Annotated in this window: 11 protein-coding genes and 3 pseudogenes; 7 read left to right on the plus strand and 7 right to left on the minus strand. The window is 60.3% G+C overall.

The window, feature by feature from the left end; translation table 11 throughout:
* Position 1: 1 nt before the first annotated feature.
* Entirely contained in the window at positions 2–1,291 is a 1,290-nt protein-coding gene (locus J3P77_RS18505) for an arsenic transporter (protein ID WP_434678024.1), read from the minus strand.
* A gap of 21 nt (positions 1,292–1,312) precedes the next feature.
* Positions 1,313–1,663: a metalloregulator ArsR/SmtB family transcription factor gene (locus tag J3P77_RS18510; RefSeq protein ID WP_434678025.1), complete on the minus strand. Its 351-nt coding sequence runs from the start codon at positions 1,661–1,663 to the stop codon at positions 1,313–1,315.
* Between the two features lie 619 nt (positions 1,664–2,282).
* Here J3P77_RS18510 and J3P77_RS18515 point away from each other — a divergent pair.
* The 4 genes from J3P77_RS18515 (at position 2,283) to J3P77_RS18530 (ending at position 7,723) form a co-directional block, all read left to right on the plus strand.
* The gene (locus J3P77_RS18515) at positions 2,283–3,002 is read left to right on the plus strand and encodes a gluconate 2-dehydrogenase subunit 3 family protein (protein ID WP_434678026.1); all 720 of its coding nucleotides are present in this window, start codon (positions 2,283–2,285) and stop codon (positions 3,000–3,002) included.
* 35 nt (positions 3,003–3,037) lie between these two features.
* Positions 3,038–4,807, plus strand: a complete 1,770-nt coding sequence (locus tag J3P77_RS18520; protein ID WP_434678027.1) for a GMC family oxidoreductase — start codon at positions 3,038–3,040, stop codon at positions 4,805–4,807.
* Between the two features lie 11 nt (positions 4,808–4,818).
* The gene (locus J3P77_RS18525) at positions 4,819–6,195 is read left to right on the plus strand and encodes a c-type cytochrome (RefSeq protein WP_434678028.1); all 1,377 of its coding nucleotides are present in this window, start codon (positions 4,819–4,821) and stop codon (positions 6,193–6,195) included.
* A gap of 376 nt (positions 6,196–6,571) precedes the next feature.
* Positions 6,572–7,723 (plus strand): mechanosensitive ion channel family protein, encoded by a 1,152-nt coding sequence (locus J3P77_RS18530; RefSeq protein WP_434678029.1) that lies wholly within the window; start codon positions 6,572–6,574, stop codon positions 7,721–7,723.
* Between the two features lie 130 nt (positions 7,724–7,853).
* On the opposite strand, the gene J3P77_RS18535 is transcribed toward J3P77_RS18530, so the two are convergent.
* Positions 7,854–8,717 carry a methyl-accepting chemotaxis protein gene (locus J3P77_RS18535; RefSeq protein ID WP_434682064.1) on the minus strand — a complete coding sequence of 288 codons (864 nt, stop codon included), beginning with the start codon at positions 8,715–8,717 and terminating at the stop codon, positions 7,854–7,856.
* A gap of 42 nt (positions 8,718–8,759) precedes the next feature.
* Positions 8,760–9,494, minus strand: a pseudogene (locus J3P77_RS18540) (MCP four helix bundle domain-containing protein); the annotation flags it as partial.
* Between the two features lie 289 nt (positions 9,495–9,783).
* On the opposite strand from J3P77_RS18540, the pseudogene J3P77_RS18545 reads away from it, so the two are divergent.
* The 3 genes and pseudogenes from J3P77_RS18545 to pcsA all read left to right on the plus strand — a co-directional run.
* Positions 9,784–10,903: pseudogene (locus J3P77_RS18545) on the plus strand (alkaline phosphatase family protein); the annotation flags it as partial.
* Positions 10,904–10,974: 71 nt separating this feature from the next.
* Positions 10,975–11,790: pseudogene (locus J3P77_RS18550) on the plus strand (alkaline phosphatase family protein); the annotation flags it as partial.
* A gap of 86 nt (positions 11,791–11,876) precedes the next feature.
* Positions 11,877–12,596: a phosphatidylcholine synthase gene (pcsA, locus tag J3P77_RS18555; protein WP_434678030.1), complete on the plus strand. Its 720-nt coding sequence runs from the start codon at positions 11,877–11,879 to the stop codon at positions 12,594–12,596.
* A 50-nt stretch (positions 12,597–12,646) separates the two neighbouring features.
* Here the strand turns inward: pcsA and J3P77_RS18560 are convergent, their stop codons facing one another.
* From J3P77_RS18560 to J3P77_RS18570, 3 genes are all read right to left on the minus strand, one after another.
* Entirely contained in the window at positions 12,647–13,858 is a 1,212-nt protein-coding gene (locus J3P77_RS18560; RefSeq protein ID WP_434682066.1) for a sugar transporter, read from the minus strand.
* Between the two features lie 299 nt (positions 13,859–14,157).
* Positions 14,158–14,601 (minus strand): thiol-disulfide oxidoreductase DCC family protein, encoded by a 444-nt coding sequence (locus tag J3P77_RS18565; RefSeq protein WP_434678031.1) that lies wholly within the window; start codon positions 14,599–14,601, stop codon positions 14,158–14,160.
* A 110-nt stretch (positions 14,602–14,711) separates the two neighbouring features.
* Positions 14,712–15,083, minus strand: a complete 372-nt coding sequence (locus tag J3P77_RS18570) for a zinc ribbon domain-containing protein YjdM (protein ID WP_434678032.1) — start codon at positions 15,081–15,083, stop codon at positions 14,712–14,714.
* Between the last annotated feature and the right edge of the window lie 37 nt (positions 15,084–15,120).

Consider the following 15,120-nt stretch of genomic DNA (forward strand, 5'->3'; position numbering starts at 1 on the left):
CCTACACAGAAAGGCTCAGTCGCACAGCCAGCGCGGCCAGCGTTGCGAGCAGGATGGGCAAAGTGATGATGCTTCCGACCTTGAAGTAGTAGCCCCACGTGATGCGGATATTCTTCTGTGCCAGAACATGCAGCCAGAGCAGCGTCGCCAGACTGCCTATCGGTGTGATTTTCGGACCCAGGTCACAGCCGATCACGTTGGCGTAGATCATTGCCTGCTGGATCAGCCCGGTCGCCTCGCTGCTCTGGATGGACAGCGCGCCGATGAGCACGCTGGGCATGTTGTTCATCACCGAAGACAGCAGCGCCGCGGTCATGCCAGTGCCAAGCGTCGCCGCCCACAGGCCATGGCTGGCAAACACGTCGAACAGCGAAGTCAGGGCATCGGTGAGTCCCGCATTGCGCAGCCCGTAGACAACCAGGTACATCCCCAGTGAAAACACGACCACTTGCCAAGGGGCGTGCGTGATGACTTTGCGCGTGGAGATCACATGCCCGCGACCGGCAATGACCAGCAGGATGATTGCGCAGGCCGCCGCTACAACGCTGATCGGAACCCCAAGCGGTTCGAGGGCGAACAGTCCCACGAGTAATAGCGACAGGACCCACCAGCCCGCGATAAACGTGGCGCGATCACGAATGGCTTCGTCCGGCATTTCCAGTTGCTGCGGCTCATACCGGGCAGGAACGTCCTTGCGATAGAACCACCAGAGCATCAGCAGCGTCGCAAGCACGCTGACCAGATTCACCGGCCACATGATCGAGGCGTATTCGCCGAAGCCCACCTTGAAAAAGTCGGCGGAAACGATGTTGACCAGATTCGACACCACCATTGGCAGGCTGGCCGTATCGGCAATGAAACCGGCCGCCATGACGAACGCCAGGGTTGAAGCAGGACCGAAGCGCAGAGCCGTAAGCATCGCAATCACGATTGGCGTCATGATCAGCGCCGCGCCATCGTTCGCGAACAGCGCCGACACCGCAGCCCCAAGCAGGATCAGCAGAACGAATAACCGCCCGCCGCTGCCGCGCCCCCAACGCGCAACATGAAGGGCTGCCCACTTGAAGAATCCAGCCTCATCCAGCAGGAGGCTGATGATGATTACAGCAATGAACGTCGCGGTGGCATTCCACACGATGTGCCACACCGTCGGAACATCGCCCAGGCTTACAACGCCCGTCAGCAGCGCAAGCCCGGCGCCGCCCGCCGCGCTCCAGCCGACCCCGAGGCCCCTGGGTTGCCAGATCACGAGTATCAGGGTGAAAACGAAAATCGCGGCAGCTGTGAGCATCGATAACCTCTGTTTGAAAATTCAGCAGCAGGCCGCCTGACGAACAGGCCGGCCGTCCATGCCTGCAAGGCGGCCGAGATCGGCATCGACCCAGCCTTGATTGGCCTTGAGCGTCAGCTCAAGAACTTCCGTCACCCAGGCCGGCAAGTCAGGATGCACGCGGTAGTAGATCCACTGGCCTTGACGGCGGTCCTGCAGTAACCCGCTGGTGCGCAACTGGGCAAGATGACGCGAAACCTTCGGCTGGTTGTCATCCAGCGCCCAGATCAGTTCACAGACACAGAGCTCACCTTCCGAGCTGAGCATCAGCATGATCCGCGCGCGGGTTTCGTCTCCCAGACACTTGAAGAGCGCAGAGGGGGAAAGAGTCATCGGAATCTCTCGCATGTGTATCGGTTGAAATACGTACATACAGATATGCGGATTAGCACATATACAGGGCAAAATGTGAAGGCTGGAGAGCCACCAAAACGGGTCCGAATAGTGCCTGACACATCTGTCGCCCACCTCGCACCGCTCTAGTCCGGGCCTGCGACATCTCAACGCGTTGACATAAAGTTAGAAATAATTTGTCTCACTATTTTCAAACCTGTTAGCATCAGAGCCCCGTGATGAGCAGACGATACCCGAGTATCGCACCTCAATGCTGTGCTGAATGAACGCTGTTCATACAGCCGCCCGTTGCAAACGATCACAATTAGAGCAGCCTTCGAGGCCTGCCAGCCCTGTTCCAGATTGCGCGCCCGCGCCCGAAAGCGGTTCCAGGTCGAACGCTGTGCCAGCCTGATGCTGGCGCGCACACGACAGGTCGAAGAACCAGCCCTCCGCTTTTGTTGAAACGATCCGGAACCTGAAAAGCCGCCGCTCATGTCCCTTTTACTCAGGGTGTATTCGGCTGCCCGCTATTCACGTTCGCTCAAGGTTTGCACAGCGTTTCAGGCTACTTGCATCGCCCCGGGGTTTTTCTTGTGAGCAGTCATAGGGGCCTCAAATGTTACTGAACAAACCTACGTCACGAAGGAAGTTCCTGCTTTCCTCGCTGATTGCCTTGCCTGCGATTGGCGTTGCCATCAAAGGTCTGAGCGCCGCTGAAGCTGCCGAGATGGTGGCGCCGAAGCTCGACGAGTACCGACCAACCTTCCTCACGCCCGAAGAGTGGGCGTTCGTCATGGCGGCCTGCGACCGCATGATCCCTGCCGGCGGCCGCGGACCTGGCGCGCTGGAAACCAACGTTCCGGTGTTCATCGACCAGCAATTGGCCAGCGACCTGGGTAGCGATATCTACCTGGAAGGCCCCTTCGAGATCAATGCGTCGCCTGACATGGGCTACCAGATCCCGTACACCCCGCAGCAGATCTACCGCAACGGCATCAAAGCGGCCGACGCCTGGTGTCAGGAGCAGCATCGCGCCGTCTTCGCCAAACTCGACGCGGCGACCCAGGACACCGTGCTGAAGAAGCTGCAATCCGGCGAAGTGAATTTCAAGGCGTATGGCGAGGACATCCTCAAGTCCAAGCTGTTCTTCGGCGAAATGCTGGCCCATGCCCAACAGGGCTATCTGTCCGACCCGATCTACGGCGGCAACAAGGGCATGAAGGCGTGGATCGCCATCGGCTTTCCGGGCGCTCGCGCCAGCTACCTGGAATGGGTCGCGCAGCACAACGTCAAGTACCCACTCGGGCCGGTCAGTCTCAGCGGCCAACGCGGCTGACACTCCATTCGCCAAGCATTCAGCAAAGGTTTTTTATGGCAACTATTACCAATGACGAAGTCGATGTCGTCGTCGTCGGCCTGGGTTGGGCTGGCTCTCTGATGAGCATCGAACTGGCCCAGGCCGGTTTGAAAGTCCGCGCCCTGGAGCGCGGTGAAGATCGCAACAACGCCGATTTCGCCTACCCGAAGCCGGCCGACCAGTACGCCTACGGCGTGCGCAACAAGATCATGGTCACACCCAAAGATGGCGCGCTGACCGTTCGCCACAATATGCAGGCCACTGCGCTACCGACCCGCAAATGGGGCGCCTTCGTGCCTGGCACAGGCGTAGGCGGTTCCGGTCTGCACTGGACCGGCGTGCTGATCCGCCCGACCGAGACCGACATCAAGCTCAAGACTTATGCGGACCAGGCCTACAAGCCCGGCATCCTGCAGGAAGACATGCGCATCGGTGACTACCCGTTCACCTGGGACGAAATCGAGCCGTACCTCGACAAGTTCGACAAGATCTGTGGGCTGTCCGGCAACACCGGCAACCTGAACGGTCGCATCATCGAAGGCGGTGATCCGTTCGAAGGCCGCCGTTCCAACCCCTACCCGCTGCCTGCGCTGGAAGACACGCTTAACAACAAGATGTTTGCCGACGTCGCGCGCAAGCTCGGTTACCACCCGTTCCCAAACCCATCGGCGAACGTGTCCCGCGCCTGGACCAACCCTTACGGTAACCAGATCGCGCCGTGCAACTACTGCGGCTATTGCAGCAAGTATCCGTGCCTGAACTATTCGAAGGCTTCGCCGCAGACTGCGGTGATGGATTCGCTCAAGCGCATGAAGAACTTCGATTACAAGTGCAACGCCAACGTTCTGAAGGTCGAGCTGCACCCGGACGGCAAGACCGCCCGTGGCGTGACCTACGCCGATCAGGACGGCAACCTGGTGTTCCAGCCTGCCGGCATCGTCGTCCTTGCCGGTTTCCAGTTCGTCAACGTGCGCCTGATGCTGCTGTCCGGCATCGGCAAGCCTTACGACCCGATCACCGAAACCGGCACTGTGGGCCGCAACTACGCGTTCCTAAGCAACGGTGGTTCGACCCTGTTCTTCAAGGACAAGGAGTTCAACCCGTTCGCCACCGCAGGCGCCACGGGCCAGATGTTCAATGACGTCTCGCCGGGCAACTTCGACGGCCCTTCGCTGGGTTTCATCGGCGGCGCGAAAATCCACAGCTCGCAAGCCACCGGCACGCCGATCGGCACGTCTCTGCCAGCCGGGACACCGGCGTGGGGCCAGGGCTGGAAAGACGGCATGCAGGACTGGTACGGACGCTCGATGAAAGTCAGCATCTCCACCGGCTGCATGTCGTATCGCGGCCATTACGTGGACCTGGATCCGACCTACAAGGACCCATGGGGCCAGCCGCTGCTGCGCATCACATTCGACTGGAAACAGAACGAACTGAAGCTCCAGCAGCACCTGCGCAAGATCGTGCTGGATATCACCAAGGAACTGAACCCGGACAGCTACAGCGAAAGCTTCCTGGGGATGGATTCGCACTGGGACATCACCAAGTACGTTTCTACCCACAACGTGGGCGGCGCGGTCATGGGCGATTCACCCAAGACCAGCGCACTGAACCGCTACCTGCAGAGCTGGGACGTGCATAACGTCTTCGTACCTGGCGGCAACGCTTTCCCGCAGAACTTCCAGGCCAACCCGACCGCGCTTATCGGCGCACTGACTCTGTTCTCGGCTCAGGCCATCAAGGAACAGTACCTGAAAAACCCTGGCCCGCTGGTTCAGGCATGAGGAGCGCGAACATGAAATCGAAAACCCGCTCTCCCCTGCTGATCCTGCTTGTTGCCTGTTTGGTGCTCGCGCTGCTGGCGTGGCTGGTCAGTGTCTTTCTGAACCGCTCAGGTGATGCTTCGGCGCAGCTGACTCAGGAAGTCACGCCAGAGCTGATCAGCAAAGGTGCCTACCTGGCGCGCGCCGGTGACTGCGTGGCGTGCCACACCAGCCACGATGGCAAACCTTTTGCCGGTGGCCATGGTATCGCGTCGCCTATCGGCACGATCTACGCGACCAACATCACCCCGGACAAAGACACCGGTATCGGTGGCTGGACCTATGGCGATTTCGAACGCGCAGTACGTCGCGGCGTAGGTCACGATGGCAGCGCGCTGTATCCCGCGATGCCGTTCCCGTCCTATGCCAAGGTGACCGACGAAGACACGCAAGCGCTGTATGCGTACTTCATGAATGGCGTGGAGCCGGTCAAGCAAGCGAACAAGGCCAATGATATTCCGTGGCCACTGTCGATTCGCTGGCCATTGGCTTACTGGCGTACGCTGTTCTCGCCGTCGCCGGAGTCGGTCGCCGTTCCGTTGGCTGCGGCCAAGTCCGGCGCGGATGCGCAGATCGCGCGTGGTGCCTACCTGGTTCAGGGTCTGGGCCACTGCGGCTCGTGCCACACGCCACGTGCGCTGACCATGCAGGAAAAAGGGCTCGACGAGAAATCCTCGGACTACCTGACCGGCGCTGTGCTCAACGATTGGTCCGTGCCTGCGCTGCGCGGCATCAAGCACTGGTCGCAGGACGAGATCGTCGACTATCTGGGCTCGGGCCGTAACGCCAAGGCCTCTGTGGCCGGTGAAATGACTGACGTGGTCGCCAACAGCACTTCGCACATGAGCGATGAAGATCTGCATGCGATGGCTGCCTACCTGAAGTCTCTCGCCGCCAGCGGTGAAGGGGTCTATCAGCATCAGGCTCAGCGCAGCGAGGCCACCACTCGCAAGCTGACCGCCGCCAAAGACCTGACCCTGGGTGAGCGGCTGTACCTGGACAACTGCGGCGCGTGCCACTTCGTAGCCGGTGACGGTGCTTCGCGGATCTTCCCGCGCCTGGACGGCGCCTCGGTGATCAACGCGGAAAACCCGACGGCGCTGATCCACGTGATCCTGGCTGGTGCCCAAACGCCATCCACCGAGCGCTCGCCATCGGTCCTGCCGATGCCAGGTTTCGCCGAGCGACTGGACGACACCGAGGTTGCGGTACTGGCGACGTTCCTGCGCCAGGGCTGGTCGAACAAGGCGCCTGCCGTGTCCGACAAGCAGGTGCATGAAGTTCGCTCGACGCTGAATGAAGGTCACCAGCAGGTGACGAAGAAGCTGGAATCGAGCAACGAGCAGTAACCACTCGACTCAAGCCCGCTCCAAACAACAAAGCCCGCGCAATGCGGGCTTTGTTGTTTCTGCTGTCGGGAGATTGATTTACGACGGCTACGCAGCCGGTCGCGGGCAAGCGCGCTCCTACGAGCAAGCGCCGCTGTTTTTGCTCTGCAATAAGGAGTTTCTGCTGGATGAGAGCCGGGCAGGAGCGTTGGTGATATCCGTCGCTGGAACAATGCATGGAACGGCTGCGGCCTGATGCTTACTAACGAAATTCATGGCCCGCTCCGGCATAGCAGATCCGAAGCGACGAGGGCCACCATTCACGAGCGCAGAGACGCCACATGTCGGGCCAGAGGATGCCTGCGAGTCTCTGCGGCGCAAGTGAGGTGAACGACGTATGGAACACGGCTTCATAGGTTTTCTGTCAGACACGACAGTGCTCGGTATTTCCATCCTCAACCTGATGCTCGCGCTATGCGCCACGGTGCTGAGCTTCATCATCGCAAGGACGGCCATTGGCTTCGTGCTCAGGCGGATCCGGGCGCGCGCCAACAAGGCGGACAATCATTTCAGCCAGATCGCGATGGAGGTGCTCTCCGGCACCAGCAACACCCTTTTGCTGCTTGCCTCGCTGCTGATCGGCGTGGGCATGCTTGATCTGCCAGAGCGTTGGCTCACCCGGGTCAGCAGTCTGTGGTTCGTGGTCGCCGCGCTTCAGGTCGGCCTGTGGGCCAACCGGGCGCTGGCACTGGCGCTGATGCGCTATTTCTACCGGCACAGCAGCAACAGCGTTTACCGCGGCAGCGCCTTGGCGACCTTGTCGCTCTGGGGCACTCGTGTACTGCTCTGGGCGGTCGTGCTGCTGGCGATGCTGTCCAATCTGGGCGTGAACATCACGGCCTTCGTCGCCAGCCTCGGTGTTGGCGGTATCGCGGTCGCTCTGGCAGTGCAGAACGTACTGGGCGACTTGTTCGCCTCGCTGTCGATTGCCGTGGATAAACCATTCGAGGTCGGCGACTTCATCGTCGTTGGATCGCTGGCAGGCACCGTCGAGCACATCGGCCTCAAGACCACGCGTATCCGCAGCCTGGGTGGCGAGCAGATCGTCATGGCTAACGCCCAGATGATCGGCACTACGATTCAGAACTACAAACGGCTGCAAGAGCGCAGGATCGTCTTCGAATTCGGTCTGACCTACGACTGCTCGCCCGAGCAGATCAGGCAGGTGCCCGAACTGGTGGAGCAGATCATTCGCCAGCAGCCTCTGGCACGCTTCGACCGGGCGCATTTCCGCGGCTTTGGCGAGAACGCGCTCGAATTCGAGAACGTCTACATCGTGCTCGACCCCGGGTACAACGTTTACATGGATATTCAGCAAGCCATCAACCTGGCCATGCTGGAAGCTTTCAACAAGCTTGGCGTGAGATTCGCGCTGCCATCGCGCACGTTGTACATGACTACCCCGCCGCCCCGCCCCGGTACCGATCCGGAAGCACAGCCGAACGCTCGTCACACGTGGCAAAACGAGCGGGTCTCACAAGCGCGCTAAAGGGTACGCCATTCAGGAGCGGACTTGTTCGAGAACACGCGGGTACATCCGATAGGCCTGTATCGGATGTACCTAGATCTTCGCGAACAGCCGGGGAATGCGCCCGCTCGGCCCTGTAACCGAAGCGCCGTCAGATCCTGAACTTGCCCACCAGGCTGTTGAACGACACGGCCAGACGTGAGAGTTCCTGACTTGAAGCGCTGGTCTGATGCGCGCCGGCGGCGGTCTGGGTCGACAGGTCCTGGATGTTGATCAGGTTGCGGTCAACCTCGCGGGCGACGTGCGATTGCTCTTCCGACGCTGTAGCGATGAGCATGTTCCGGTCGTTGATTTCGGCGATGCTCTGGGCGATTCGTTCCAGCGACTGGCCGGTGGCCTGGGCCAGCGACTGGGTGTTGCTCGCCAGCGTACGACTGTTGCCCATGGCGCGCACACCATGGTCGGCGCTGTTCTGCACGGTGCCAATCATCGCTTCGATCTCACCGGTAGACGCTTGAGTACGCGCGGCCAGTGCCCGTACTTCGTCGGCCACAACCGCAAAGCCACGACCCTGTTCGCCAGCCCGAGCTGCCTCGATTGCCGCGTTCAGCGCCAGCAGGTTGGTCTGTTCGGCAATTCCGCGAATCACGTCCAGCACTTGCCCTATGTCGCGCACCTTCCCGGCCAGTTCTTCGACCATAGTGGTCGACGAGCTGATTTCGTTACTGACGTTGTTGATGGCCTTCACCGCCTCACGCGCCTGATCCCGGCCGCTGGCCGCTTCAGTGCTTGTCAGCTTCGACGCTTCGGAGGTCGACAGCGCGTTTCGCGCCACCTCTTCCACCGCAGCGGTCATCTCCGTGACAGCGGTCGCGGCCTGTTGAATTTCGTCGTTCTGGCGGTTCAGGCCACGACTGCTTTCTTCAGTTACGGCGTTGAGTTCCTCAGCGGCCGAAGCGAGCTGATCGGCAGCGCTGGCGATCTGCTGAATGGTGTTCTTGAGGCTGTTCTGCATGTCGCCCAGTGCCGAAAGCAGCTGGCCGGCTTCATCACGGCGGGTGCTGACGATAGGCTGAGTCAAGTCACCGCTGGCCACGCGCTGGGCACTGACCACGGCTTCCGCGATCGGGCGGCTGATCGTACGGCTGATGAACATGCCAAGCACGAACGCGGCCACAAAGGCCAGGCCTACGCCGACATACAGGTTCAGGCGGGCGGTGGCTTCGGTCTTGGCGGCCGCCATTGCGCCCTCGTTGGCCTGACGGCCATTGGACGCGACGATAGTGTTGAGCTGGCTCATGATCTGGCCATAGCTCTGGTGCATGTCGCTGCTGATCAGCGCCCGCGCGCCGTCAATATCGCCGGAATCGATCCGCGCAACGATACGGTCCAGCAACGCCTGGTAGGCGGGCCAGTCGCGATCCATCTGTTCGGCCGCCGCCCGTTCATCATCGGCCAGCGGAGTGACGCGGTACTGAGCATAGGATTTTTCCGCGCTCGCCCGGTTGTCGCGCATGCTGACCAGGATTTCGTCTTTCGATGACTGGGGCGCCTTGGCAGCCGCAGCACTCAGATAGCGATAGAGATCGCGGTTCTGCGCGATAGTGTTGCTTTTGGCGTCTGCCGTTTTGGACACCGATACCAGATTGTTGGAAAAGACCGATTTGAGACTAGCGGAAATCGCGGACACGCCCTGCCCACCAACCACGCCGACGGCCAGCGTGATGAGCGCACACAGCGCGAATGCAATAAACAGCTTGGTCGACAGCTTGGCGTTGTAAAACCAGTTCATCCTGATTACCTATGGAACAGCCGCGTGGCTGCGAACATCGAGAAAGGTTGCGCGCCGCAAGGTGGCGTCAAACCTGCTATCGGCCCGTCCAGGGGTGGCTACAGGTTGTTCATCGGACATTTGCCGCCAAATTTCCTACCTTGCAGTGCCATAGCCGCAGGTGCCTGGCTTCATTCATCAGATCAATTCAGCGATGGTTTCTGACGGGTCACAGCGCCATCATCCATGAGGAATTTTTCACAGTGGTTGCGCTAGTATCGGCGGTCCTTTGTCAGCAGAGCCTCGAGTCGTGAAACCCGCCAACGTCTCCGTACGACCCTCCACCGTCCCCGCCGTTATCGCTGGCCCCATCCTGCGCCGCCAGGAGTCAGGTCGGGTGGTGCTGTGGCTGGTGGGTACGCGCAAGTTGGCGTTGACCTTACGACTGCGGGTTGCCCAGGAAACGGCGTTCACCGATTACGCGCTCGATGCCGGGCAATGTCAGGTTGTTGCAGTGGGTGGCCATGCGTTCGTGCACCTGATTGACGTACAGCTCGATGCCGAGCTGCCTCATGACACGCTGATCGACTATGACCTGCTGGTCGAAGGCGAGCGTGGCGGTATTGCCAGCTGGGCTCCGCATCTGCTGTACGGCGACGCGGAGTTCCCAAATTTCGTCGTTCGTAGTCAGATCGACCAACTGCTCCACGGTTCATGCCGCAAACCCCATCACAGCTCGGCCGAAGGCTTGTTGTGTGTCGACCGCCTGCTGGCGGAGAGCCCGCAGCCGCTTGACCGCCCGGCGCTGCTGATGATGAGCGGCGATCAGATTTACGCCGACGATGTCGCAGGCCCGATGTTGCGAGCGATTCATGCGCTGATCGAGCGCCTCGGACTGTTCGGCGAAACCCTGGAAGGCGCGGTGGTCGACGACAGTGCCGAGATTTATCGGCACCCGGCCAGCTACTACCGGCGCGCCGACCTGTTACCCGCGCTTAAAAGTAACGAAACCCTGCGCGACCGCTTTTTCGGCGGCACCAGCAAACCGGTGTTTACCAGCGCGACCGCCGATAACCACTTGGTGACTTTCGCCGAAGTCATGGCGATGTACCTGCTGGTCTGGTCGCCCACGCCGTGGGCCCTGATCGAACTGGACATGCCTGACCTGGACAGCAAAGAGCAGGAGCGCTGGGCGAGCGAGCTGGTATTGATCAATGGATTCAAGGACGGGTTGGGGGGCGTTGCCAGGGCCATGGCTCACCTGCCCTGCCTGATGATATTCGATGACCATGACATCACTGACGACTGGAACCTGTCGGCAAACTGGGAGGAAACCGCTTACGGCCATCCTTTTTCCAAGCGGATCATCGGTAACGCGCTGATTGCCTATCTGCTCTGCCAGGGCTGGGGAAACAATCCCGACGCGTTCGCCAAGGTAATCCGGGAAACAGCCGAGTTCAGTGCCGAAGCCGCCGGACACGGTCAACACTGGCAACCGCGGAGCCAGGACGTACTGATCGGGCGACTGCTGAATTTCCAGCAATGGCATTACGTGTTGCCCAGCAGCCCGGCGCTGGTAGTGCTCGACACCCGCACGCGGCGCTGGCGCAGTCAGTCGAATTTCAACCATCCCTCCGGCCTGCTGGACTGGGAAGCGCTGAGTGAACTGCAGCAGGAATTGCTCGATCACAAATCGGCGATCATCGTTTCACCGGCACCGGTGTTCGGCGTCAAACTGATCGAAGCCATCCAGCGAGTGTTCAGCTGGTGCGGCTACCCACTGCTGGTAGACGCAGAAAACTGGATGGCTCACAGGGGCGCGGCGCAGGTGATCCTGAACATCTTCCGGCACTCGCGCACGCCGGGTAACTACGTGATCCTTTCAGGTGACGTGCACTATTCATTCGTTTACGAGATTCTGATCCGCGACCGCAGCGGCGGTCCACGCATCTGGCAAGTCACCAGCAGCGGCATCAAGAACGAGTTCCCGCGTGGTTTGCTCGACACCTTCGATCGCCTCAATCGCTGGCTGTATTCGCCGCGCTCCCCGCTGAACTGGTTCACCAAGCGCCGCTTGATGAAGGTCATTCCGCGCACTCCGGAGCACAGCAAGGCGGGTGAGCGACTGTGGAATTCGGCGGGTATCGGCCAGGTTTTCTTCGATGATAAAGGCCAGCCGGCGCTCATCAACCAGCTCAACGCCAACGGCGCGCCGCCTACCTGTTTCGTCGAGCCGCAGGAGTACAAGGACGAGCGGGCCGACACTGAGCGCAGTTTTATGGAAAATGAGCGGAAAACGAGCGATAGTCGTCGCTGAACCTTCTCGCCGGTTACCGGGTCGATAGTGGTTACCGGTCAGGTTTACGGCAAACCCTGACAAGCATTACTCCTGGAGAGCGCCCCGTGATATCCAATCAACGCATAGCCAGACTCAACGCATGGGGCGCACACGGCTTTACCGCCACCGGCGTAGTCCTTGCGTTTCTGGCAACCATTGCCCTGTTTAACAACGAACCCAAGGCCTGCCTGCTCTGGCTGGGTGCCGCGCTGATCGTCGACGGTGTAGACGGCTCGCTGGCTCGCAAGGTCAACACCACGTCAGTGCTACCGCATTTCGACGGTTCGGTACTTGACCTGGTCATCGACTATCTGACGTATGTCTTCATACCGGCGCTGTTCATCTACCGCTACATTCCGGTACCGGATTACACGTTGCTGTTGAGCGTTTCGGTCATTCTGGTTTCGTCCCTGTTCTGCTTCTGCAACGTCGACATGAAAAGCAAGGACAACTACTTCCAGGGCTTCCCGGCTGCGTGGAATGTCGTGGCGCTGTGTCTGTACATCCTGTCGCCGGCACCGTGGCTGACGTTCATCACGATTATCGCCCTGGCGCTGCTGACACTGACGCGCATGAAGTTCCTGCACCCCTTCCGCGTACGGCGCTTCATGCCGATCAATATCGCCGTTACCACGGTATGGCTGCTCAGCAGCGCGCTGCTGATCATCAATCATCCGCACAATGGCCCGGTGGTCATGGGCCTGTGGCTGGCGATGTCGGCGTATTTCCTGGGGATCTGTATCTGGAGAACGTCGCTGGAATGGATCGGCAGGCTCAAGGCCTGATTCAAACGAGCCGACCGGACAGCGAGTCCGGTCGGCCTTCGAGTACTCGATCAGGACTTCGCTTGCGTCTGCGTGTCTGCGACGGTCGGAGTCTTGCCAAAATGCCAGGTGCTGACGCAGCACAGCGCCAGGCCGGCCACCGCCAGCAAGCCCCCGACGATTCCTACGTTCGCCACGCCCAACTGGCTGCTGACCACGCTGCCCAGCAGCGCCCCTCCGCCGATCCCGATATTGAAGATGCCCGAGAATAGCGCCATCGCCACGTCGGTAGCATCCGGCGCCAATGACAGCACTCTGGCTTGCAACAACAGCCCGAAGCACATCACCGCCACGCCCCAGATCACGGTAATGGTGATGAGCGCCGGCTCATGACCGGAAAGCGGCAACAGCAGCAACAGGCACCAGGAGATCATCAGAATGGCGATAATCAGCATCGCATTGGGGAAACGGCTGCTGAACAGGCTGAACAGCACCGAGCCCAACACCCCTGAACCGCCGAATACCAGCAACAGCACAGTGGTCATGTCGCCGCTCAACAGAGCGACGTTCTGGGTAAAGGGTTCAATGTAGCTGTAGGCGGTGAAGTGCGCGGTCACCACAGTCGCAGTCAGCAGATAGACCGCCATCAACCGCGAGCGCTTGAACAGCATCGGCAGGCTTTGCAGCGATCCGGAGTTCTGGCTAGGCAGCAGGGGCAGCGCCTTGGTCAGCAACACCACGACTACCGCGGCGACCGCCGCGATGCACAGGAACGTGGCACGCCAGCCAAGCGCCTCGCCGAGCATCCGGCCAAGGGGAATACCCAGCACCATGGCCAGCGAGGTGCCGGTCGCCAGCAGCCCCAGCGCCTGAACCTGCTTGCCCGGCGGGGCGATACGCACGGCAAGCGACGCGGTGACCGACCAGAACACGGCGTGGGCGAAGGCGATGCCGACGCGGCTGACCAACAGCAAGGCAAAGCTGGTGGATACCGCCGACACGATATGGCTGACCACGAACACGCCGAACACGCAGATCAGCAACTTGCGGCGTTCAATATTGCGGGTGATCAGCATCATGGGCAGCGACATCAGGGACACCACCCAGGCGTAGATCGTGAGCATCAGGCCCACTTGGGCGGTCGTCATGTCGAAGCTGACGCCAATGTTGCTCAACAGACCAATCGGCACGAACTCGGTGGTATTGAAGATGAAGGCCGCCAAGGCCAGCGCGACGACGCCAAGCCAGCTTCCGGCGTGTGCATTCGGGGGTGTAGTCATCAGGGAAACAGCGCTCAAGAAGATTCCGAACCCGAAGGTCGTTCGCCATGCAGTGACAACACACATGGCACCTGGACAACAAATCAGGCATGCAAGGCAACCACACGGCAACGCGAAAACGCACTCAAGGTTCGGGACCGAGTGCAGCACGCGATGTGGATTATTGTGGGTATTGGAGATTACAGCCGGATGCCGCGGATTTTACGTCTCGCACGGTTGGACCACAACACATCGTCCGCGACGCCATCTGGCTCATGACCGCTCGTCGATTCCGCACAGCGCAGCGGCGCGTCCTATGTCCTCTACGGCTGCGGCGAATGTCCGAGAAACCGCTGCGCATGTTCCGGGCTCGGCAGCAGGCAATGGTCATAGCGACCAAACAAGCGATAGCGGTTCAGGGCGATCCGGTTGTAGGCCCAGTCCCGCAGAAAACGCGGGAAGATGCCTAGCAGACTCAGCAATGGCCATGGCGCTGGCAGCTGCCGCATGATGTACAGGAACGCATCGGAACGCACATACACCCGTTGATTGACGATCACGGCGATAGTGTGGAATTCGTCCTGCGGCAACCCGGCCCACTTCAGCAACGCCTGGCCTTCGGGCGACTGCACCGGTGCCAACCGCAGTCGCTGCTGTGGGTCGTGGCGAATAAGGAAATTGACGACCCCGTTGCACAACTTGCAGACGCCGTCGTACAGCACGACGCATTCATCGGGGCCAAGGTAGGGAGCGGGAGTGGCTGGCATGACGTGTCTCCATTCAGCAACAACAACTGCCGAATGCGCTGCAAAACGCAAACGCCCCGCGATCCGGAATGAATCGCGAGGCGTTCAGGTTACTGCGACGACAGTGTGAATCAAACCTTTCTGACAAACTCGGACTTGAGCTTCATTGCGCCGATGCCGTCGATCTTGCAGTCGATGTCGTGGTCGCCGTCCACCAGACGGATGTTCTTGACCTTGGTTCCGACCTTGACCACCAGCGACGAACCCTTGACCTTGAGGTCCTTGATCACAGTAACGGTATCGCCGTCCTGCAAGACATTGCCGGTGGAATCCTTAATGACCTTCGCGTCTTCCGAAGCTTCGGCGCTGTCACCGTCGGCAGACCACTCATGGGCGCATTCCGGGCAGACCAGCATCGAGCCGTCTTCGTAGGTGTATTCGGAATTGCATTTCGGGCAGGACGGTAAGCTCACTGGATTCTCGCATCGAGGGGTAAAAACCATGGATTATAAAGGGCTTTTACCCGCTTGGGTGAGGGCC

It is taken from the genome of Pseudomonas sp. R1-18 (assembly GCF_051132095.1).
Lineage (GTDB): Bacteria > Pseudomonadota > Gammaproteobacteria > Pseudomonadales > Pseudomonadaceae > Aquipseudomonas.